Genomic DNA, 22,862 nt, shown 5'->3' on the forward strand with positions numbered 1-22,862 from the left:
TATTTATTAATTATTCGAATTTTCTATGTGTTTCTCATAGCTGCTAATGACCCAATTGCCGACTTCCTTGCCTTGATCCTGCCCCCTGGTGATGGCGTCCATATAGTGTATGCCTCCATATAATCTGGAGATGCTTGCCTCTTCCGATGCATGCATAAATGAGGTGTAACTTCTACTGCCCAAACCGTATTGTTCCTCTACAGTATCTGTATACTTGTAATTTTCACCAAAAAAGTGAGTGAGAATGACAGCTGAAGTGGTTGATATGGTCGAATGTCCGCTAAGGTATTCTGGAAAAGGTGGTGTTTGAAGCATGGGCCGGTAGTTGGGGTCTATGTACTTGCGGATGGCTGTTTCAGGTCTTATCCTGTCACTCCTGTACTTTTCATCCCAACAACTAATAAATCCATCCATTAAGCCGATAGCTACCAGAGAGTTGATTTTTAAAGTTTCATAAAAATCCAAGTTTGATTGCTGGCAAGCAATTGCGGTGATGCCCATCCAATGCCCGCCAGGGGAGATCTGTTTGATTCCTACCATAAGGTGTCCTGTTTCCTCCAGAGCGAATGGATTGCAATCCCAGAACCCTGCGATTTCTCGTTGTACTTGGTTCATTTCTAGAGAATAAACCTCCTGCATCAAAGCATAAAATTCCGAGTTAGGATCTGTAGAAAATGGTACTGGGGGTAAGGGCTTGAACTGGTCGGCCGCTTTTAAGGTAAATGGCCTGATCGTATTAAAATAGGGCTCTACCGGGGCAAAATATCCAGGTGGGGTAGGGTACCAATTTCCTTCTCCTTCTGAAGGTTGATACCTAGGGTAATTGCTTATATCCCGGTATTTGTCTTTCTGCGCATAGTTTAAGATTTGTTCACTGATTTCTGTTGCATATTGTTCTGCAGCAGAAATCTCTTCTTTTGAATAGCCCCATACTGTACATGAATCAGAGATGGATTGCTTTAATGACTCTAGCTCAGATCCAGAAGGTTGCATGGCAGCTGCCGTTTGAAGCATGGCAAATAGTGCGCTTATTTCTATGGAAGGGCTTTCTTTTTCAGGGATTGTTATTAGAGGAAGTTCATTTAAAAGCCCAGCAAATGATGGGTAATCTTTATTCTTACTTGCAATGGTTTCGTAGCCAGAAAGACAAGCATATCCATAAAACCTTGCTGCTAAGGGAGGGTTGGTGATGTCGTGAACCATCAATTCAGTCATTTTCTCAGTGATCGATGCGATGCTTTTAGCAGGAATTTCCTGTTTGGGTAGAGGCCCTTGGCAGGAATTTAATGCCAGCAAGCCTGTTAGGACGAAAACAAATGTAATGTATGTATTTAAGGAATTCATTTGAAGTATGTTTAATTTTGCCCCGCTTGGTAAGCTTTTATCGTTTTTTGATTCATGCCAAATAGGAGTAGGTCATCAATTGCTAAAATACTTCGAACATCTCCTTTTAAATCTAAACCTGAAAACCGTTGAGGGAGGTATTCAAAACTGCCTTTGCCATCGCCTAAGAATACCAGGCCATGGTTGGCATCATATTTACCAAAGCGGAGACGGGCATTGGAAATATTTCCTGTCAGAATCAAATCCAAATGACCATCCTTGTTAATGTCCAAGCTTTCTATGGCAAATACAGGAGATATTTGAGCTTCCGAAGGTAGGATAGTTTTTTGAAATCCTTCTTTATTGTTAAGAAAAAGGCTTGTCTCTAATAAGGTTGCCTTGAAGTATCCTGCATTTTCCAATTCCTCTTTGCTGAAAATATTTTCTAATCCAGCTTCAGCATAAGTTTCATAATCCGTAAAACGGGTACGGATCATGGAGATTTGATCCAGAAGCTCATCTCTTGTAAGGAAAGGATAAGTTTTTCCCTGAATGTAAAAACTCAAAATGGGATCTATTGCTCCATTATTATCAAAATCTTTGTAATGCATTTCCGCAGGTTCCTCGGGACTAACTTTCACTTGGCTATTTAAGCCTTGGTTGCCGACTATAATATCTGGTCTGCCGTCTGAATTCAGGTCTGAGATGTGGAGACTATTCCACCAGCCACTATATTCTTGTTTAAAATAGTCTGCACTGACATTGTGAAGGTTTTGACCATCATTTTCAAATACGGTAAGAGGTAACCATTCTCCGGTTACAATCAATTCTGCATTGCCGTTTCCATTCAAATCTACCCATTCTGCATCGGTAATCAGACCAAGACTCCTAAGGTCTTTGCTCCATTGCTCCGTCTTATCCTGAAAAAGGCCTTTTCCATTATTTATTAGGAGGTAACTTTTTGGAATTTCAGGGTAGCGGCCTGGAATCACTCTACTACCTACAAATAAATCCGGAAAGCCATCATTGTTAAGGTCATTAAGGGCTACTGTCCCGGTGCTGTTAAGCATTGTTGGAAGGGCTTCTTTATTTCTGGTCAAGTTCCCCTTTCCGTCACTTAGATATAATCTGTCCTGTAGGCGTTCGTCTGTTGGGAGGAAATCCCCATACCCTCCACTAGCCACATACAAATCAATGTTTCCATCTCCGTTAAAATCAGCCCATATGGCATCGGTGTCTTGGTGATCTCGGTCAGTTTCAAAGGCTGGTGTTTTCTTTTCTTTGAAAACACCTTTCTGCTGTTGCATCCACAATCGGCCTGATTCGCCGGCTTGTCCTCCGATAAAAATGTCCTCCAAGCCATCATTATTGATGTCAGCCTTGACCATCACCGGCCCCGAGAAAGATATTGGGTTTACCATTAGTGGCTGCCTTTTGAAATCATTGGTTGATTTCGAAATGGGTTTATAGTCAATAGGGGAAGGGATTTCAGCTAACAAAGTTAGTGTCTTTTCCTGCTTATATACTTTGTCATCCGCATTTTGCTGAGCGAGGGTGAGGGTTTGGTTTGCTTTAATGTTTTGTAGGCGCTCTACTTGACCACCTGTCCATAGAATTTCCAAAGAATCTATACTGTTAGTTGTTCCTAAGCCAAAATGTAGGGTTGGACTCACGGAAGATTGGTAGCCTCTGACAGGCATTTGCTCCTGCTGTTGCAATTCACCATTGGTATAAATACGTATTCTTGCGCCTATGCCAAAGCTGTTTTTACGGTCACCTTTTAAATCTACCTTTAAATAATTTTTACTGGCAAGGCTATCCGCGTTGTTTCTATAAATAGAAGCTGGATGATTGACGTTATTGGTTATCAGGTCCAGATCTCCGTCGTTGTCCAGGTCAGCGTATGCTGCGCCATTCGTGTTTATTTTTTGATCGAAGCCCCAGGCTTCCACTTTTTCTTCAAACTGCCAGCCGTTTAGGTTTTTGTAGATGTAGTTATGCAGATCTGAAGAGGGCATTTGATGGACTAAATCTAGGATGTTCTCCCTTCTAAGTCCGTTTTTATTGTTTTTTAGGTAATCGGCCATGAATTTCAGGAAGTCCTGATTGGTGTAATCTCTGGCATAACCATTGGTGACGAATAAATCTTTTAATCCATCATTGTCAAAATCAGCAAACAAGGCAGACCAGCTCCAGTCTGTATTTGATACGCCTGCCATTTGTCCAACTTCACTAAAATCCCCATTGCCATTGTTAATGTGCAACATGTTGCGCATGTATTGGTGATGAAAACCCATTTTTAGACCGAACTCAAATTTTTCGTAGTTGTCTGGAGCCATTAAAAGCTTTTGCCTTTTATTGTCTTCAGGTAACATATCTAAAGTGAAAATGTCTGCATGGCCATCGTTGTTAATGTCTGCAATGTCATTTCCCATAGAAAAGTGAGAAATATGTCCCAAAGCATTGTCAATATTGTTTGTAAAGGTTCCGTCACCATTATTAAGATACAAATAGTCAGGAACTGTATAATCATTACTGATATAAATGTCTTGCCAGCCATCACCATTGATGTCTGCTATTCCGGCTCCTAGGCCATAGGATAAAGCCACCTTTAAAATTCCCGCCTTTTCTGTAACCTCTGTAAAAATTTCTCCATCATTTCTGAAAAGTTGAGGGCCGGCGGGGTCTGTTTTTCTCAAAATTTCTGTGGTATTGGCTTCATCCAACACGGGTAGCGATTTAGGATTGTGGTTAAGTAGAAAAAGGTCCAGATCGCCATCATTGTCATAGTCAAAGAAACTGGCCTGAGTACTTGTGGCCTCACTATCTACCCCATAATGGGATGCCATTTCTTTAAAAGAAGGCAAATTGTTTTCATTATTCCCCTGGTTGATGTAAAGTTCATTTCTTCTTTTTTCAGGTGGTAAGCTGCCCGAATAGCAAACATAGATATCCAAAAGGCCATCCCCATTTACATCAGCCATGGCTGTTCCTGTTTTCCAGGGAGCAGCTCTGGTGGCCAACCCTGCCTGAGCTGTAATGTCCTCAAATTGCATGTTTCCTTTGTTGAGGTAGAGCCGATTTTCAACCATATTTCCAGAAAAATACAGGTCCTCCAATCCATCCCCATTAAGATCCCCAACAGCTACTCCTCCGCCATTATAAAAATATTCATACATGAGTATGTTAGTGTTCAATCCCTCAGTAAGTGTATTCTCAAACATCACCCCAGATTCCTGAGGGGTTAAAAGCGTAAATTGCTTTAATTCATTCGTTTCAATGGATACCTTTTGACAGCCAATCAATACCAATAGAGGGAGAATAAACTGTATTTTACTGCGTAGAATATTGGACATAGGGATGATAAGATGGAGAGACAAATATAATGAGTTTTGACAGCTTCTCCTTATAAAGGCTGGGCTTATCTGTTAAATTTAGATTTATAATTCAAGCTTAAATACCCATTTCTAATTGTTAATGGGGGTAAGGCTTGTATTAACCCGAAATATGCAATAGACATACATAATCCGGGATTAATCACAATAGGAAAGGATCTGAGCCTGTCTTTTTTTATGAGTAGCTTTTCTGCCTAAATTAAGGTTGGAGGATTATTAGTAATCCTGATTTTTGATTTTAAGATAATCAAAAAAAGAGCGATCAAGTGACCGCTCTTTTATATTGTTTAAATTAGAAAGTTTTAATCTTCGTATCCTGGGTTTTGGATAAGTTCTCTGTTCCGCTGCATTTCATCAAAGTTAATTGGCATAAAATACATTTTATCCAACCAGAGTCGGTTTTCCTTACCTGGATCTATGTCGATCACCTCATAGGAATAATCGTAATTTTCAGTATTGTAACTGTAAATTTCAACATTTTTCCCGGATTTTAGTGTGCCAACTATATTGATTCCATTAGGTTGTCTTCCCAGGGTTTCTGGTGCAATCATCCAGCGTCTTGCATCATAGTAACGCTGTTCTTCATTGACCATCTCTTTTCGTTTTTCATCGATAAGAGCTTCCATTAATTCTTCACCTGAAGCGGTCAGAGCCGGTAGGCCTGCTCTAAATCTGATTTTATTTAACCACATTCTCGCTTCTTCGTCATTGCCAAGGGCAATGTTGGCTTCCGCATAGTTAAATACAACCTCGGTAAATCTAATGTTTGGCCAAGGAATTTCTTGCCAGGTATTCTGGTCTACGAAATTTGGATCTGGCTCAATAAATTTACGGATATAATAGCCTGTATAACTACCATTCCAATCTTCAATGGGACTGTTTCTGGTGTCAAGGCCAAAGTGAGTAACTTTTTGACCTTCGCTATTAACTACCTCGTAGGTTCCTGTTTGGATTTGTCCCAGTGGATCCCTTGCCTGATTGGCAGAAGAACGTGGCTTCCAAGGAGCTCCTTCGTAAAGGAAGGTAGCGTAGAATCTAGGTTCACGGCCTTCATAAGGCGCACTTGCATGCTCATCATCAGCCCAGTCAAAGTCAGAACCATCCATCATTTGATAGTCATCGATTAGTAGCTGTACAGGCGTGTTTCCTGCCCAGTTATTGTATCCATTAGGGCCATTGTGGAGACCATGACGTCCACCAGTTTCTGGCTTTTGAGCCAAGAAATACCTTCCGAAGATCATTTCATTCTCTCCACCATTCCTTGAAAGTGAATTGTTCATATAGGTCTGTATGGCTTCTTCCCGAGGCAAAGGCGCTGACAAATCAAGCATGTTTCCACTAGTTTTGTCAAGTACCGCTTTGGCCGCTGCTGCTGCCTGTTGGTATCTCTCTGTCTGGCTACCACTTGTGTAGCCAATCAGTTCCTTATTCTGGTAAGCTGAAATAACTGAGGATTTTGAAGAAGCTGCTGCCATGTCATGCAAGTCAGATGCTGCATAAATCAATACCCTTGATTTCAAGGCAAGCGCTGCAATTTCATTGGCCCTACCTCTGGTGAGGTCTTTTCCTGCCAATAAAGTAGCCGCTTTGTCTAGGTCAGCGACGATAAAATCTACCACCTCTTCATAGCTGTTTCTCGGAAGTTCGTAAGTTTCCTCCTCCAATGTAAAGGTTTTGTTGGCAATCGGTATACCTCCAAAGTTCCTTAATAATTGGTGGTGAAAGTAGGCCCTCATAAAGTGAGCTTCACCTAGTAATCGATCTGCTATACCTCCATCATTAGAAAAAGAAGGGCTGGTAAGGTTGTCGATGGCGATGTTGGTCGCTCTTAAATTACTGTATAAGTCGGGCCAGTTCCTCGTGTAATCCATCCAACCTGGTTCTTGTGGATTAGATCTTGCTTCAGTTACTGTGGTGATATTTCTACCTGGATGGGTGAAAATGGCTTCATCGGTTAATGAGGCCAATGCTTGCTCGCTAAATCCGCCCTGACCTAAACCTCGGTAAAGGTCAGTCACAAACGCTTCTGCAAGCCCTGGATCTGTCCATACGGCAGATTCAGAAACTTCTCCTTGGGGCGGTGCATTTAAAAACTCTTCATCGCAAGAAAAATTGAGAAAAGAGATCGTTAATGCCAACCCTAGATATTTTATATTTTTCATCATATTCAATGTTTTAGGATTTAGAATGTTACAGACAGACCTGCGTTGATTACTCTTGCTTGAGGGTAATATTGTCCTGTAGCGTTGTCAGATTCAGGATCATAGACTTTTAATTTATCCCAAGTAACGAGATTTAGTCCATTGGCATAGAACCTTAAATTGCTGATGCCAAACCTTTCTCCAAATTGCTGAGGAACAGTATAGCCTATTTCGAAGTTCTTCAATCGAATATAGTCTGAGCTTCTGTACCAAAAATCATTTCCATTGGAATAATACTGGTCACTTCTGTTGGCAATTCTAGGATATTCAGTACTCTCATTGTCTATGGTCCACCTGTTTTCATAAAATTCTAACAGATAATTACCAATGTTTCCTGATTCTCCAAGGCTTACCTGTGCAATTGCCCCGGCTGCTCCTTGAAACAAAATTGCTAAGTCAAAGTTTTTGTAAGAGGCGTTAATATTGACACCGCCCTGAAACCTTGGGATATTGTTTTTATCAAGTCTTACCCTGTCTAGAGGAGTGATAGAACCATCACCATCATAATCTACAAACTTCATATCGCCTGGACGAAGGTTGTTGGTAATATCAGAATAATCTAAAGTTTCTGCATCTATAGCGGCTTGGTTAGGGAATACTCCATCATACAAGTAAACTGGGTTTGGAGTGTTCATTGGCTTTCCGGTAGAAAGCTGCCATGCCGGTGCTCCTGGAGGCTCATCCCAGAATAGGATCTTGTTTTTGGCATAACCACCATTGGCACTGATGCTATAGGAGAGGTCTCCTTTTTGTCCTCTGTAACCAATGTTTAGATCAAAACCTTTGTTTTCTACTTCTCCGATATTCTCAGCAGGCAATAAAGAAGCTAATCCACTTGACTGAGGTACTGAAGCGTTCTTTCTCCAAAGGATATTGGTACGCTTGTTATAGAAATAATCGAATTCAAAGAAAACTTTGCCTTGATACATTTGGCCTTCTATACCAATATTAGAATTGTTTGCTACCTCCCAAGTAATGGCATTGTTTGGAACCCTTGTTTCGTACAAGGTTTTGGCTTCTGTATTTTCTAATATCTGACTTCTGAAACCATAAGTGGCTAGGAATTGGTATTCCTGTAAGGATCCATCGTAATAGATTTGGTCATTACCCATTTGTCCCCAAGAACCTCTGACTTTAAAGAAATCCATGGCTGAAATATTGTTTTTCCAAAAGCTTTCTTCAGATACTACCCAACCAGCCATTACGCCTGGAAAGAAACCGAATCTAGAGGCTTCAGGGAAAATGTAAGAGCCGTCATATCTCCAAAGAAATTCAAAAAGGTATTTTTCTTGGTAGTTATAGGCTACCCTACCGAAGTAATTTAAACGACCTCTGGTGAAAGCACCACCTCCGTTGTCTTTTTCAGAGTCTCCACCGGCAAACATCTGATCAATGGCAGGTGAAATAAAGTACCTTCTGTAGGCAAAGAAGTCATTGCCTTCTACGGTTTCTTTGTTGACACCGGCCAATGCATTGAAGCCATGGTCTCCAATTTTCTTTTCGTAAGTAAGCAAACCACCTAATAGTATGTTTAGCTGATTAATGTTGGTTTGTCTTAATCTAGGCTCAGCAGGTCCCCTTTGACTTGGAACCAAGATAGGAGTTACTCCATCTGCCTCAAAACCATTGCCTCTTTGGTACAGCGTCCAAGGGGTTTCCCATCTTTTCTGTAATCTGCTAAGGTTGTCAACTGCTGCAGTTCCTTGAAATTTCAACCCTTCTATTCCAGGTATTTTAATGTTCAATGCACCGTTGGTTTGGAAATAGTTTCTGGTATCTCTGTCATAACCAGTGGCATTGGTAGTGATCACTACTGGGTTTTCACCGTTTTCAATATCTGGACCAGGTCTGCCGTCAGGCCAGTAAGCTGGCTCATGTGGTTTTCCCCTCATTTGCATTCTGAAAATAGCTCCTGCTCCTCTTGTAGGGAAGAAACGGTATTCTTGACGTGCCAATACTCCTATTTGCAGATCGATGTATTCATTGATCTTTGCATCAAGGTTGATTCGCATGTCATATTGCTTAAACCCTGTCGCGGAGTTTTTATAATAGGCATCCTGATTTTGGTAACCCAATGAAGCCATGTATCTCAAACCTTCGGAACCACCATTCAGTTGAAGGTTGTGCCTTGTTTGAGGAGACCATGTTTTTAAAGTTTCACCATACCAGTCAGTATTGGGGTAGTTCCATGGGTCAGTACCTGCCCTATGCAAAGCCAATGCTTCTGGACTAAATGGGGCAGTTCTTTCCTGTCCACCCTGTGTTAAATAAGTGCCAGTAGACCGATAGGCGTCTGTAGCAGCTCGCCATTCGTTGGTAGGTAATTCATAAACATTCAGGTCATTTAACATTTCGCCGTATTGTGCGGCATCAGACAATTTAGGTATAGTGGTAGGTTGAGCAAAACCCTGATTGAACTGGTAAGTAAGTTCTGGTTTGCCTTCTTTACCTCTTTTGGTTGTAACCAGAATAACACCATTCGCTGCCCTTGCACCGTAAATGGCTGCCGAGGCATCCTTCAAAACGGAGATGGTCTCAATGTCATTAGGGTTTAATCGGTCAATACCACCAGCTCTAGCGGGAATACCATCAATCACAATCAGTGCGTCGTTGTTTCCAAGGGTGTTGGATCCACGAATTCTAATTCCAGCACCGTCATAGCCTGGTTCACCACTTCTATTGACAGCAATTACCCCAGACATTCTACCTGCGATTGAGTTAGAAAGATTCATGGCGGGTGATTTTACCAGATCAGCACCCTTAACAGTGGCTACGGAGCCTGTTATGGTTTCTTTTTTCTGTTCGCCATACCCAACTACAATTACTTCACTCAATGACTGCATGTCTGGTTGTAGGGTGATGTCAATCGTACTTTGGTTATTTACCGTCACTTCTTGACTTTCAAAACCAACGAAAGAATAAACGATTGTTTGATCGCTTTCTTGAAGTGAGATAGAATATTTGCCATCAATATCAGTAACAGCACCTCTTACGGTACCTTTTACCAATACTGACACACCCGGTAAAGGGAGGTCATCCTCTCCTGAAATGACTGTCCCTGTCACTTCCCTGGATTGGGCATGCAATGTTAGGCTGCTTGCTAAAAGCAAGGCCAGACCTAGCAAAAACAATTTTGTTTTGGGTAAATAGTTTTGCATTCTTTATTTAGTTAGGTTAAAAATAATTATGTTAATGTTAAATCGACACTTTAAAGTTGATGGTAATTTTTAATATAAACAATAGGATGCTGTAGCTGCGTTTTTAGCTGGTATTTCTTAATGTTAATATTGCACGATTATTCTATTGAAGTGTTAAAAATACTGTTAATTAAATATTTTATCTGTATTATAATGACCAAAAAATTATTAAAACTATAAATAGGGATTCTGTGATAAAATATAATAAAAGTAAGAGCTAAATGCTGATTAAGGTTTATTTATGGTTTGAAAGGTAAATTAGCTTTGTTTTTAGGTTTCTGTTACCAAAAAGTACGTCTGCTGAACAATAAATTCTATCGTATATCACAAGAGTTCCTATGTGATTGCGCTTAAATTTTGATTTATTTGAAATTGGGTTTGGCTTTGTTTTACTATTTCAATTTATTAATTGTCAAATAAACACTTTGTTTATTAGCTAAGCCTTCTAACAGTAGGTTTATTGGATGTGCTTTCAGAGCCTATTGGTCAGGTTTTTTATCTCCTGCTATTTGCTTATATTTGCCTTATAAGGTTTAATACAGAAAAGAATAGTCGGCTTATGGCTGCCTGTTCTTTATTTCTTTTTAAGCTTATCTAAAATCCCGAAAGGAATTTTTCCATCTTGCAGCTCCTGCTTTTCCAAATGATCAATTCTTTTCTTGTCAAGCTGTATTTATTGGTCAACCAATTCAAATAGGCCTTTGGGCTCAAATTATTAATCCTCTGGTTCAAGCTTTGTTAAGGCAATTTCTTTAAAGAGCAATCAAAGCTCATTGAAATATTTTAAAAATAGAATCCCCTTCTTTTTAAAGAAAAACCCTATGATAAGATTTCTTTATTCAACTCGGATTATGTAATAGGATTTCTCCGTCCTGATAATAGTCAGGGGTGAAGCCTGTCCCGTGTTTACGGGAAGTGTTTCAATCGAGACACAATCAGGCTGTTTGGAGATTTTAGCATAGCACCACTATGGTGAAATTGAAAACAGCAACGAAGTGGCTGAGTTTAAAGCGATTTCAGCACGTAATAGAATGTCTATTGCATATTTCGGGTTCAAGATGAGATCCCATAATGTATTAGAAAGACGGATGATTATTGCGGATTAAAATAGAATACTGTTTTCCCTTATAGAGAAAAAAATTGTAAGGGATAGAATTCGAAAGCGATTAAAAAATAAAAAGCCCTGACATTTTGAAAATGCAGGGCTTAGGTTTTTATCCTGTTGTCAGGCTATTAGATTTTCATGATCTCTTCTTCCTTTTTACTAAAAAGCTCATCTATTTTAGTGGAATGTTGGTCCGTCATTTTTTGAACAGTGTCTTCAGCTCTCTTGACCTCATCTTCTGATGCGCCTTCTTTCTGAAGCTTTTTCAAACCTACATTGGTGTCTTTTCTAATGGTTCTGATGCTTATTTTACCATTTTCGCATTCATTCTTAACCTGTTTTACCAGTGTTTTTCTTCGTTCCTCAGTAAGTGGTGGCACGGTCAATAAAACCATTTCTCCATTGTTTTGAGGATTTAGGCCTAAGTCTGAATTGATGATGGCTTTTTCTATTTCAGGAATCAACTTTTGCTCCCATGGTTTGATGGCCAGGGTTCTGGCATCAGGAGTGGTTATTGAAGCTACTTGTTGAAGCGGAGTAGGATTGCCATAATAGGATACCATAATTCCGTCCAAAAAATTAGGCATTGCTTTTCCGGCTCTGATTTTCACCAATTCGGCCACAGTATGTTTTACCGATTTATCCATTAGTGATTTTGCCTCTTCTAAGTATAGCTGGATCTCTTCCATGGGTTATTTTATTTAGATGTAATCAATGTTCCTACTTCTTTACCGTTAATCAGGTCCAAAAGGTTGTCCTTTTTGTTCATATCAAAAACGATAATTGGAAGGTTGTTCTCTTGACAAAGGGTAAAGGCAGTCATGTCCATAACATTCAGGTTTTTCTCGTAAACCTCCTGAAAAGTAATATTGGTATACCTGGTTGCTGTAGCATCTTTTTCAGGATCTGCTGTGTATACACCATCTACACGAGTGCCTTTCAGTACTACCTCTGCTTCAATTTCAATTGCTCTAAGACTGGCTGTAGAATCGGTAGTAAAGTAAGGGTTACCTATACCTGCACCAAAAATAACGATTCTCCCTTTTTCCAAATGGCGAATTGCTCTCCTCCTAATAAAAGGCTCGCAGACACTTTCTACTTTGATCCCTGACATTAGACGTGTGTACATGCCATTTTGCTCAAGAGAACTTTGTAATGCCATTGCGTTGATAAGGGTAGCAAGCATGCCCATGTAATCACCTTGAACCCTGTCTATACCTACCTTGCCGGCTTGTACACCTCTAAAGATATTTCCACCTCCAATTACTATGGCGATTTCTACGCCAAGGTCATGAACGCTTTTGATTTGGGTTGCATATTCTTGAAGTCTCTTTGAGTCAATGCCATAGCTATTGTCTCCCATCAGGGCTTCACCGCTAAGCTTAAGGAGTATTCGTTTGTATTTCATCTTGCGAATTATTTTCTGTTTTACTAGTGAAAGGCCTTGATTAGGACTATTAAAAATTTATTGATCTCAATAAGCCCGACAAATATAAATCCTTGTTTTTAGAATACTAAATCTTAAGGGTAAAAATGGCACAAATCATGCGAATTTTGTGCTTTGGTCTAAAGTTTTCGCTTTGAAGAATATTTTTGTTTAAGCGACTAAGTTAGGAGAAAATGGATTAAAATAAATAAAAACAACAATTGAATACCCGTTATGATGTCGAATTAAGTAATCGGAGCACTTTGTTTAGAATAATTCCAAAAAACCAGTTTCTTCCAAGCGAGAAGTAAATGGCAGCTTAAATTTCCTTAGGATAAAGCTAAAATCTTGGATAATTACCATTGCCTGTTGCAAGAATTCAACAAGGGAATTTGAGGGAAGGGACAAACCCAGTCCGAAATAGCCTGTCCGCTGTATTGGTTTACAATAGGAATTCAAGCCATTTATTTTTTCTTGTTTTTAATAGTTTCAATTTCCTGCTTTATCCGCTTATTAACATCAATCTTGGAGTCTCTAAAGGTGTAAATCATCGTTTTGAATTCTCTTGCATACGGATTTGAAATGGAGTCCGACAATTCACCATTTGAAAAATAGGGGACAGTTTTTTCCAGTTCACTGTCCTTCTCCTCGAAAGTTTTAACCCTTATCAAATGTTTGTATTGCTGATCAAAATCAAACCAATTGATGTAATCTGCATGAAAAGAAACGGCTTTGATGGAATGTTTACTGTAATAATTTATTGCTCCTGCTTGACCATAGTTATCACAGAGAACTAGCGTTTGATATGAGGAAGTTGACGCTATTTTCTCGTAAATGGCATCCACTTTACTAGCAAGCTCCTTCCAACCAAGCATGTCGGCAAAGTCTTGAGGTAAGTCATGGTTTTGGCCATCTTCCCAACGAAGCATTCCTGATTTTTTATAGCTGTCTGCTTGACTTAAAATATAGGCAGGCGTCTTATTCGGGAATGAAATATTATAAAAAGGGATAAAAACCAATAAAGGAATCATTATGATTATTGGCCTGAGGGAATATTTCCAATTGTTTTTTAACAAGCCAGATAAGTAGACTGATCCAAAGGAAATGTATATAGGATAAAGGCCTATAGCGTAATAATCCTTGGCTTTTAGGGATAGAAAGAGGAGAAGTGTAAAAAAGAAAGACCAAAAATACACTTTGAATTTATGGTAGGGCGGATGAAAATAAAGGGCATATAATCCAGAAACAATCACCACTAAGGAGCCTGCAAAAAATAGAAATTGTGATTTAAGAAAATCAAGCCTGTCAACATGGACTAGATGTTTTTCTGCCAGCTCTTTCATGTGCCAAACAACTGGAAGATCATTAAAGAATTGCCATATTAAGTTGGGACTTATTAGTAACAAGGCCAATGCAATCGCATAATACAAATCCTTTCTTAATAGTATTTTTCGTTGCGGAGTCAATAGTAGGGCTGGAAAAATACCGAGCACAAGAAAAACGATATTGTATTTGTTCAAAAAACCTAAAGCGAAAATCACTGCCGCGTAATAAAGGAATTTAGCGTTTTGAGTATTGAAGTATTTTATGAGAATAAAATAAAGGGTTGTCCAACACAAGATGTCTAAAGAATTCGGTTGATACAAAGTGTTTATTCTAAGTAAAGAGGAAAACAATACACATGTAGCGCCAAGAGTCAATGCAAATAAATCGCCTTTAAGTTCTTCAATAGCCTTCCAAACCAGCAGCATGGTCAATGCCCCAAACAATGCTGGAATAAATTTCACCCAAAATACAGCATTGCCCAGAAAAATAATGATTGAAGAAAACCATGAAGTAGCTGGAGGAACGGAAAGATAGCCCCAAGCTAGGTGATGCCCTTGGTCCAGGTAAAGGAATTCATCACGGTGTAATTCGTATACAGGGCTTATCAGAAAATATTGCAATAAAAACTTCAGTAGTATAAAACTACCCAAAACCCATGTTTTAGTATTTACTGATGGTTGGCGCATTTCATAAAAATAGTTGAAAAAATCTAAAATTACGGGCTATGCAATTCCTTTCTTTATTGAGATTGTTTTTATTTAACCTTTTGAATTTGAGTTAAATGCTATTACAATAGATCGAACAAAAACCTCAATTAGCCCATCCCAGATGAATTTGGGAGGGATGAAGAAAGTCAATTTCAGTTTGATGGGTTTTCAATGCCTTCTCTAATCATATTGTTTATAACTAGTAGGTTGCTTATAATTGAATTAGTGGAAGTCTGATTAGTCCGAATTCTATTGCCCTATTCGGATTCAATCCAATAATACTATTTTCAAGGTTCTGACGTTAGCGAAAAACATTTGAGGACGGGAAAGATTATATAAACGAAATGCTTGGTTTAATTTTAATCCTTTCTTTACTTTTGACAAGTAACCAAATTGTCTTGCTGTATGGGTTTAAAAACTAGAGGTAGGGCATTGGCAAACCCTTTTTTACCATCAAATTGCAAAATATTCATGCCAATTATCTTTAGAACTACAGGTTATTATCTGGCTCTTTCGCTCATCTTTACTTCATGTAAAACAGTATCGACCAGAGGAGATGCAGTGGATGTCGCCCCAATTGAGTCGGTGGATAGCACAAAAACATCTGATAATTCAGCTCGGGAAAGATTAATTAGAGAAAAAGAGGCGAAAATTAAAGGGTACCAAGCTAGTAATAATAGGGACTTCGACTTATTGCATACCCAGTTAAAAGTTAAATTTGATTATTCCTCGCAAACTGTAAATGGAGAGGCTTTACTGACCTTAAAACCATATGCCTATCCTCAGGATGTGTTGGTTTTGGATGCTAAAGATTTTGATATACACAATACCAGCATTCTTATAGGAGCGGAAGAAATTCCTTTAACTTATAAGTATGATCAAGAGAAATTGATTTTGCTTTTACCGGAGCAAGTGAACCGATACGATACCCTTCAAGTTGCTATTGCCTATACTGCATTTCCAGAAAGGGGAGGAAAAGCGGGCAGTGCAGCCATTACGGACACCAAAGGATTGTACTTTATCAATCCAGAGGGAGAGGAAAAAGACAAGCCCGTACAGATTTGGACGCAGGGAGAGACAGTGCATAGTTCCAAGTGGTTTCCAACCATTGACAGTCCCAATGAGCGACAAACCCATGATTTTTTCATTAAGGTACCAGACCAATACATAAGTCTTAGCAATGGGAATAAGGTAGACAGTCAAACAAATGCTGATGGCACAAGAACAGACCATTGGCAGATGAATTTACCTCATGCACCCTATTTGTCAGCCCTTGTTGTGGGAGAATTTGCAGTCATTGAGGATAGTATTGATGGTTTGGCATTGCGTTATTTTGTTGAACCAATATACGAGGAAGGTGCAAAGAAAGTATTTGAGAACACCCCTGAAATGATAAGTTTCTTTTCTTCATTGCTTCAAATGCCATTTCCCTGGCAGAAATATGATCAGGTGGTTGTCAGGGACTTTGTTTCTGGAGCCATGGAGAATACCACCCTTTCTATTTTCATGGAAGCCCTTAACCTGAATGAAAGAGAGGCATTGGATAGCGAGTGGGATTATATCATCGCCCATGAGCTTTTTCATCAATGGTTTGGCAATTATGTTACCACCGAGTCATGGGCTAATTTGGCCATGAATGAAGCCTTTGCTGATTATTCTGAATACTTGTGGCTTGAGCATAAAGAAGGGCGGGACCATGCAGATATGCATCATTTTAATGCCATAGAACAATACATGGGTGAAGCGGAGGAAAAGCAGGTCGATTTGATTCGCTTTTATCACGAAGACAGTGAGGACATGTTTGACAGTCACACCTATGCCAAAGGTGGTCGGGTACTGCATATGTTAAGGAAATTACTGGGGGATGAGGTGTTTTTTGAAGGGTTAAGGATTTATTTGAAAGACAATGCATTCAATAGTGTAGAGGTACACCAACTTCGGCTGGCTTTAGAAAAAGTTTCAGGTAAGGACTTAAACTGGTTTTTTAACCAATGGTTTCTTTCTGCAGGTCATCCACAATTGAAAGTCAGTTGGGATTACTCACAACCTGACAATGTTAAACTGACATTAGAACAGCTTCAGGATGTTTCCAGGTTTCCAGTATTTCAAATCCCGTTTAAAGTAAGTATTTACAAAGAAGGGAAACGAATAGAGCAAAGTTATACCATGGATCGCGCCATGCAGCAATTTACTTTGGAGAATGGGCCGGGTACAGACTTGGTGCTTTTTGATGAGTTTAGTGAAATTTTAAGCACGAGAGAGGAGCGCCGTGGAGGGGAATTAATGAAGGAGCAGTTCCGCTGGTCTACCTCGGGCTTGTCGAGGGTAGAAGCTTTGGATAGTTTAACCAGTAATTACAGTGATGAGCTAGATTTCTTAGCTACCATGCAGGCAGCCTTGGAGGATTCTTTTTCAGTGGTAAGGGAACTGGCCTTGCATCGTCTAAATCGCTTGGAAGCAGAGGCGGGGGAAGTACTACAATTGGAACAGAAAGTGCTTAAAATGGCTGAGGAAGACCCTAATAATGCAGTGAGGGCAGCTGCTATTGAGGCCTTGGCGGGGATGAACAGTGGTAAGTTTGAGCAATTGTTTTACAGGTTGATTAATGCCCCATCTTATCAGGTTGCCGGTGCAGCTTTGACTGCTTATTTGGATATTGAGGACAATGTGTCGGAGAAAAGGGAGCTGTACCAAAGGTTGAAAGAAGAGGAGAACATACGAATCATAGCTCCCTTGGCAGATTATTTAACTAGGGAGAAAATAGCAGTAGAAGCAGTATGGATGCAAGAGAAGTTGGATAAGCTGGATGGGGAGTCTTTGTATTATTTTCTGGGTTATTACGGGGACTTTTTCGCTAGTGTAGAAGGGGTGTCCACTGCTCAGGCGATTTCCACCTTAGGTGAGCTTGCATCTGGTCATAAACAGAATTATGTAAGGCTGGCCGCATTTCAGTCCTTGTTTGGGTTTATTGATGAGGCAGGTGTCTTAACGCTTGTCAAGTCAATTCAGGCTGCTGAGGAGGATGAAATGATTCGACAATACCAGGAGTATTATATTTCTCCATATTTAGAAAATAATTAAAATGCTGATGATTAGTGAGATACTTTTCTTTTTGAAAAAAAGCTAAGATTTTTTTTTAGAATATTTTGAATGTTTAACAAAAGGGTATAATTTTGCCATCCGTTACGACAACAAAGAAATCTAAAAGAAGAATTCGGGAGTAACATTTATTGAGTTTTTGGGGGAATACCAAAGCGGCCAACTGGGACGGACTGTAAATCCGTTGACTTATGTCTTCACAGGTTCGAATCCTGTTTCCCCCACCAATTTCTTAACGGGAATTGCCGAGAATAGGGCACAAAATATTCTGGTTTAGAACAATTTTTTTGTTATAAAGCTGGAAATTTTTGGATTCTAAAAATTAAATAAAGAATTTGTGGGCCAATTGAAAAATTGGCAAATTAATTAATAAGCGGGAGTAGCTCAGTTGGTAGAGCGGCAGCCTTCCAAGCTGCAGGTCGCGGGTTCGAGCCTCGTCTCCCGCTCTATGCTTATTAAAGGCATAACTGGATGTAAAAAGCCGACGTAGCTCAGGGGTAGAGTGCTTCCTTGGTAAGGAAGAGGTCACGGGTTCAAATCCCGTCGTTGGCTCTGAACATTTATCAATTTTAACGAAATTTAATCTTTAACTAAACAGAGGATTTTCACGCATGGCAAAAGCAACCTTTGACCGTTCCAAACCACACGTAAACATAGGTACGATTGGTCACGTCGATCATGGTAAGACTACTTTGACTGCTGCCATTACCACTGTATTGGCCAGAAAGGGTCTTTCTGAATTAAGAGACTTTGCTTCCATCGATAACGCGCCGGAAGAAAAGGAAAGAGGTATTACAATTAACACCTCTCACGTAGAATATCAAACGGAGGCAAGACATTATGCCCACGTTGATTGTCCAGGTCACGCTGACTACGTTAAAAACATGGTAACTGGTGCTGCTCAGATGGACGGTGCAATTCTTGTAGTTGCAGCCACTGATGGTCCAATGCCACAAACCAGAGAGCACATTCTTCTTGCCCGTCAGGTAGGTGTACCGGCTTTGGTAGTATTCATGAACAAAGTAGATTTGGTGGATGACCCCGAATTACTTGAATTAGTAGAAATGGAAGTTAGAGAACTTCTTTCTTTCTATGAGTTTGATGGAGACAATATTCCTGTAATTGCAGGTTCTGCTCTTGGTGCACTTAACGGTGAAGCCAAATGGGAAGATACTGTAATGGAATTGATGGCAGCTGTGGATTCACACATTCCACTTCCTGAAAGAGCAGTTGATAAAGACTTCTTGATGCCAGTTGAAGATGTATTCTCTATCACAGGTAGAGGTACTGTAGCAACCGGAAGAATTGAAAGAGGAGTTGTCAATTCAGGTGAGGCAGTTGATATCATAGGTATGGGAGCTGAAGGACTAAAATCTACCGTTACTGGTGTAGAGATGTTCCGTAAGATCCTAGATAGAGGAGAAGCTGGTGACAACGTTGGTTTGTTGCTAAGAGGTATTGAGAAGAGCCAAATCAGAAGAGGAATGATCATCTGTAAGCCTGGTTCAGTAAAACCTCACTCGCTTTTCAATGCAGAGGTTTATGTTCTTTCCAAAGAAGAAGGAGGAAGACATACTCCATTCTTTAACAGGTACAGACCTCAGTTTTACTTAAGAACTACTGACGTTACAGGAGAGATTACTCTTCCTGAGAATGTTGAAATGGTAATGCCAGGTGATAACATCACTATAAAAGTTGAATTGATCAACCCAGTCGCTTTGGAAAAAGGACTAAGATTTGCCATCAGAGAAGGTGGTAGAACTGTAGGTGCGGGTCAAGTAACTGAAATACTGGACTAATCATTTATTGATAGACCTTATTACAAATGCGATCTTGAATTTTTCGGGATCGCATTTGTTTCTTAGGGATAGATTCACTACTTTTGCGTTCCTTATTTGAGGTACGTAATACTCACGGGCGTAGTTCAATGGCAGAATAGCGGTCTCCAAAACCGTTGATGGGAGTTCGAATCTCTCCGCCCGTGCAATCTAAGGAAGATAAAACCATGAAGAGTAAGGCAAGGAAGCCGAATCTTTACATGTTATAATCAAGAGTTTGATTAATCTTTATAGGGTGAAAGGAGCTTTTGAAAAACAAATTTTACAAGGATGAATGTTAAAAATTTTGTAATTGAGTCCATTGATGAAATGAGGAATAAGGTCACATGGCCTAAATACTCTACACTTCAAAACAGTGCTGTTTTGGTATTGGTGGCTTCATTAATTTTCGCATTGGTCATCGGTCTTATCGATTTGACTTTCGAAAATATCATGACATGGTTTTATGATTTATTCTAAGAATATTAAATAACGGGATGGCAGATCACAATTGGTACGTGCTCAGGGTAGTGGCAGGTCAGGAAAAAAAAGCAAAGACTTATTTGGACAATGAAATTGCCCGACAAAAGTTGGAGGATTATATTCCTGAAGTCTTAATACCTTCTGAGAAAGTATATGAAATGCGCAATGGCAAAAAGCGTGTCAGGGAAAGAAATTTCTTTCCAGGATATGTATTGGTCAATGCGGATCTCGGACATGGAGAAGCCAATCACGTAATTACGAGTATACCGGGAGTAATCGGTTTTTTAGGGTCAAACCAAGGGGGGGCTTCCAAAACCCCTGAGCCATTACGTCAATCAGAAATCAACAGAATCTTAGGACGAGTTGAAGAGATTGATGAGTTTGCAGAAAAACTGGATACACCATTTATAGTTGGAGAGACTGTTAAAGTAATGGACGGTCCCTTTAGTGGATTCTCGGGAATGATTGAAGAAGTATTTGATGACAAGAAGAAACTTAACGTTATGGTTAAGATCTTTGGTCGGAATACTCCTGTTGAATTAAACTTTATTCAAGTAGAAAAACTAGATTAGGAAATGGCTAAAGAAATCTCTGGTTATCTGAAACTACAGGTAAAGGGTGGCCAGGCTAACCCATCTCCTCCAGTTGGTCCAGCCCTTGGTTCAAAAGGGTTGAACATAATGGAGTTCTGTAAGCAATTTAATGCTAGAACTCAGGAAAAAATGGGCCAGGTTCTTCCTGTTCTTGTTACGATTTATTCGGACAAGTCTTTTGATTTTGTCGTAAAGACGCCTCCTGCAGCAGTAATGCTTTTGGAAGCAGCAAAATTAAAAAGTGGTTCAGCCGAACCAAATAGGAAAAAAGTAGGCTCTGTATCTTGGGATCAAGTCAAAGAAATTGCAGAAGTGAAAATGCCCGATTTGAATGCTTTTGAAATACCTTCTGCTATGCGAATGGTGGCTGGTACAGCTAGAAGTATGGGGATCACGGTTTCAGGAAAAGCTCCTTGGGAGGAATAATACGTAAAAAATGGCTAAGTTAACAAAAAAGAAAAAAGAAGCTCTTTCTAAATACGACCCAAGCCAACAATATTCCTTGGCGGAGGCTTCTAGCATTGTTAAGGACATAACAACAACTAAATTTGACGCTTCTATAGACCTAGACATTCGTCTTGGTGTAGATCCACGAAAAGCTGACCAAATGGTTAGAGGTGTAGTGGCCTTGCCTCACGGTATAGGTAAAGAAGTTAAGGTTTTAGTACTTTGTAGTCCTGATAAGGAAGAAGAAGCCAAAGAAGCAGGAGCTGATTTTGTTGGTTTGGATGAGTTCATTACAAAGATTGAGGGAGGTTGGACTGACATTGATGTCATTATCACAACTCCTAACGTAATGGCAAAAGTAGGTAGACTTGGTAGAGTGTTAGGTCCTCGTGGACTAATGCCTAATCCAAAGTCTGGTACTGTTACCCTGGATGTAGGGAAAGCAGTTAATGAAGTAAAGGCTGGTAAAATAGATTTTAAAGTAGATAAATTTGGTATTATCCACGCAAGTGTTGGTAAAGCCTCTTTCTCTGCTGAGAAAATACAGGAAAATGCGGAAGAGTTAATTCTTACCATTTCCAAATTGAAACCAACCGCTGCTAAAGGTACTTATTTTAAAAGTATTCATTTATCCAGCACTATGTCTTCGGGTATCGTTATTGATAAGAGTAGTATTCAAGGTTTATAAATTATGACTAGAGAAAACAAAAAAAGCATAATTGACGAACTTACCGAAAAGCTAAAGTCTACTCCGCATTTCTATATCTCCGATGCATCAGGATTTAGTGTAGCTCAGGTAAATGGTTTCAGAAAAATGTGCTTCGATAAAGGTTTGGAATATAAGATATATAAAAATACGCTTATAAAAAAGGCCTTGGAAAATCTCGATACAGATTATTCTGAATTTGCAGAAAATGCCTTAAAAGGCTTTTCAGGTATATTGTTCTCACCAGAAGTTGGAAACCTTCCTGCTAAAGTAATTTTAGATTACAGGAAAAAGGTAGCTACTAAAGATAAAAAACCTTGGTTTAAAGGTGCTTCTATCGAAGGTGCTCAGTTTCTAGGAGAAGAAAATCTGGAAATGCTATCAAAACTGAAATCCAAAGAGGAATTGTTGGGCGAGGTTATCTCTCTTCTTCAATCTCCAGCTACAAACGTGGTTTCAGCGCTTCAAAGCGGGAAAAATATTCTTGCAGGTCTAGTGAAAACACTAGCCGAAAAAGAAGAAGCTTAATAAAAACATTCAAATTAGTAAATAACAATCAATTTAAATATTTAATACAATGGCAGATCTTAAAGCATTCGCTGAGCAGTTAGTTAACTTAACTGTAAAAGAGGTAAATGAGTTAGCCGCAATTTTGAAAGATGATTATGGTATCGAACCTGCTGCTGCTGCTGCTACTGTGGTAGCTGCTGGTGGAGCCGCTGGCGATGGTGCTGCTGAAGAAGAGCAAACTTCTTTTGATGTTGTCTTGAAAGCTGCAGGTGGACAAAAATTGGCAGTCGTAAAACTTGTTAAAGAATTGACAGGTCTTGGACTAAAAGAAGCCAAAGAAGTAGTTGATAGCGCTCCTAAAGCTGTTAAAGAAGGCGTAAGCAAAGAAGAAGCTGAAGCTCTTAAGAAACAACTTGAAGAAGCTGGAGCTGAAGTTGAGCTTAAATAGAATTGAATAACCAACTCCTCTTAGGATTGGTTAAGCAGAAATAGACCTGACTTTTCAGTCAGGTCTTTTCCTGTTTATG

At 39.5% G+C, this 22,862-nt stretch carries 15 protein-coding genes and 4 tRNA genes; 12 read left to right on the forward strand and 7 right to left on the reverse strand.

Features of this window, described 5'->3' with window-relative positions; translation table 11 throughout:
* Positions 1 to 6 precede the first annotated feature (6 nt).
* The 7 genes from CA2015_RS12390 to CA2015_RS12425 form a co-directional block, all read right to left on the reverse strand.
* Positions 7 to 1,344, reverse strand: coding sequence for a vanadium-dependent haloperoxidase (locus CA2015_RS12390; RefSeq protein ID WP_048642202.1), 1,338 nt, complete (start codon positions 1,342 to 1,344; stop codon positions 7 to 9).
* A gap of 11 nt (positions 1,345 to 1,355) precedes the next feature.
* Complete coding sequence (locus tag CA2015_RS12395) at positions 1,356 to 4,679, reverse strand: VCBS repeat-containing protein (RefSeq protein ID WP_048642203.1); 3,324 nt, start codon at positions 4,677 to 4,679, stop codon at positions 1,356 to 1,358.
* 341 nt (positions 4,680 to 5,020) lie between these two features.
* On the reverse strand, positions 5,021 to 6,880 hold the full coding sequence (locus CA2015_RS12400; protein ID WP_048642204.1) for a RagB/SusD family nutrient uptake outer membrane protein: 1,860 nt from the start codon (positions 6,878 to 6,880) through the stop codon (positions 5,021 to 5,023).
* A 20-nt stretch (positions 6,881 to 6,900) separates the two neighbouring features.
* A complete protein-coding gene (locus tag CA2015_RS12405) occupies positions 6,901 to 10,077 on the reverse strand; it encodes a SusC/RagA family TonB-linked outer membrane protein (protein ID WP_048642205.1) in 3,177 nt (1,058 codons plus the stop codon).
* 1,272 nt (positions 10,078 to 11,349) lie between these two features.
* Positions 11,350 to 11,910 carry a ribosome recycling factor gene (gene frr, locus CA2015_RS12410; RefSeq protein ID WP_048642206.1) on the reverse strand — a complete coding sequence of 187 codons (561 nt, stop codon included), beginning with the start codon at positions 11,908 to 11,910 and terminating at the stop codon, positions 11,350 to 11,352.
* 8 nt (positions 11,911 to 11,918) lie between these two features.
* Positions 11,919 to 12,629, reverse strand: a complete 711-nt coding sequence (gene pyrH / locus CA2015_RS12415) for a UMP kinase (RefSeq protein WP_048642207.1) — start codon at positions 12,627 to 12,629, stop codon at positions 11,919 to 11,921.
* Between the two features lie 482 nt (positions 12,630 to 13,111).
* Complete coding sequence (locus CA2015_RS12425) at positions 13,112 to 14,659, reverse strand: ArnT family glycosyltransferase (RefSeq protein WP_048642209.1); 1,548 nt, start codon at positions 14,657 to 14,659, stop codon at positions 13,112 to 13,114.
* 492 nt (positions 14,660 to 15,151) lie between these two features.
* Here CA2015_RS12425 and CA2015_RS12430 point away from each other — a divergent pair, with 492 nt between their 5' ends.
* The 12 genes from CA2015_RS12430 to rplL all read left to right on the forward strand — a co-directional run bounded on the left by CA2015_RS12430 (position 15,152) and on the right by rplL (position 22,783).
* On the forward strand, positions 15,152 to 17,761 hold the full coding sequence (locus CA2015_RS12430; protein WP_048642210.1) for a M1 family metallopeptidase: 2,610 nt from the start codon (positions 15,152 to 15,154) through the stop codon (positions 17,759 to 17,761).
* 159 nt (positions 17,762 to 17,920) lie between these two features.
* A tRNA-Tyr gene (locus CA2015_RS12435) sits at positions 17,921 to 18,006 on the forward strand.
* A gap of 146 nt (positions 18,007 to 18,152) precedes the next feature.
* Positions 18,153 to 18,225 (forward strand) — tRNA-Gly (locus CA2015_RS12440).
* Positions 18,226 to 18,259: 34 nt separating this feature from the next.
* A tRNA-Thr gene (locus tag CA2015_RS12445) sits at positions 18,260 to 18,331 on the forward strand.
* A gap of 59 nt (positions 18,332 to 18,390) precedes the next feature.
* Positions 18,391 to 19,578, forward strand: a complete 1,188-nt coding sequence (tuf, locus tag CA2015_RS12450; RefSeq protein ID WP_048642211.1) for an elongation factor Tu — start codon at positions 18,391 to 18,393, stop codon at positions 19,576 to 19,578.
* Positions 19,579 to 19,692: 114 nt separating this feature from the next.
* A tRNA-Trp gene (locus CA2015_RS12455) sits at positions 19,693 to 19,763 on the forward strand.
* 124 nt (positions 19,764 to 19,887) lie between these two features.
* Positions 19,888 to 20,076, forward strand: coding sequence for a preprotein translocase subunit SecE (gene secE / locus CA2015_RS12460; protein ID WP_048642212.1), 189 nt, complete (start codon positions 19,888 to 19,890; stop codon positions 20,074 to 20,076).
* Positions 20,077 to 20,093: 17 nt separating this feature from the next.
* A complete protein-coding gene (nusG, locus tag CA2015_RS12465; RefSeq protein WP_048642213.1) occupies positions 20,094 to 20,651 on the forward strand; it encodes a transcription termination/antitermination protein NusG in 558 nt (185 codons plus the stop codon).
* Between the two features lie 3 nt (positions 20,652 to 20,654).
* Positions 20,655 to 21,098, forward strand: coding sequence for a 50S ribosomal protein L11 (rplK, locus tag CA2015_RS12470; protein ID WP_048642214.1), 444 nt, complete (start codon positions 20,655 to 20,657; stop codon positions 21,096 to 21,098).
* Positions 21,099 to 21,108: 10 nt separating this feature from the next.
* On the forward strand, positions 21,109 to 21,807 hold the full coding sequence (gene rplA, locus CA2015_RS12475) for a 50S ribosomal protein L1 (protein ID WP_048642215.1): 699 nt from the start codon (positions 21,109 to 21,111) through the stop codon (positions 21,805 to 21,807).
* A gap of 3 nt (positions 21,808 to 21,810) precedes the next feature.
* Entirely contained in the window at positions 21,811 to 22,353 is a 543-nt protein-coding gene (gene rplJ / locus CA2015_RS12480; protein ID WP_048642216.1) for a 50S ribosomal protein L10, read from the forward strand.
* Between the two features lie 49 nt (positions 22,354 to 22,402).
* Positions 22,403 to 22,783 (forward strand): 50S ribosomal protein L7/L12, encoded by a 381-nt coding sequence (rplL, locus tag CA2015_RS12485; RefSeq protein ID WP_048642217.1) that lies wholly within the window; start codon positions 22,403 to 22,405, stop codon positions 22,781 to 22,783.
* The last annotated feature ends 79 nt before the right edge of the window (positions 22,784 to 22,862 follow it).

Source organism: Cyclobacterium amurskyense (genome assembly GCF_001050135.1).
In the GTDB taxonomy this organism is placed as follows: Bacteria; Bacteroidota; Bacteroidia; order Cytophagales; family Cyclobacteriaceae; genus Cyclobacterium; species Cyclobacterium amurskyense.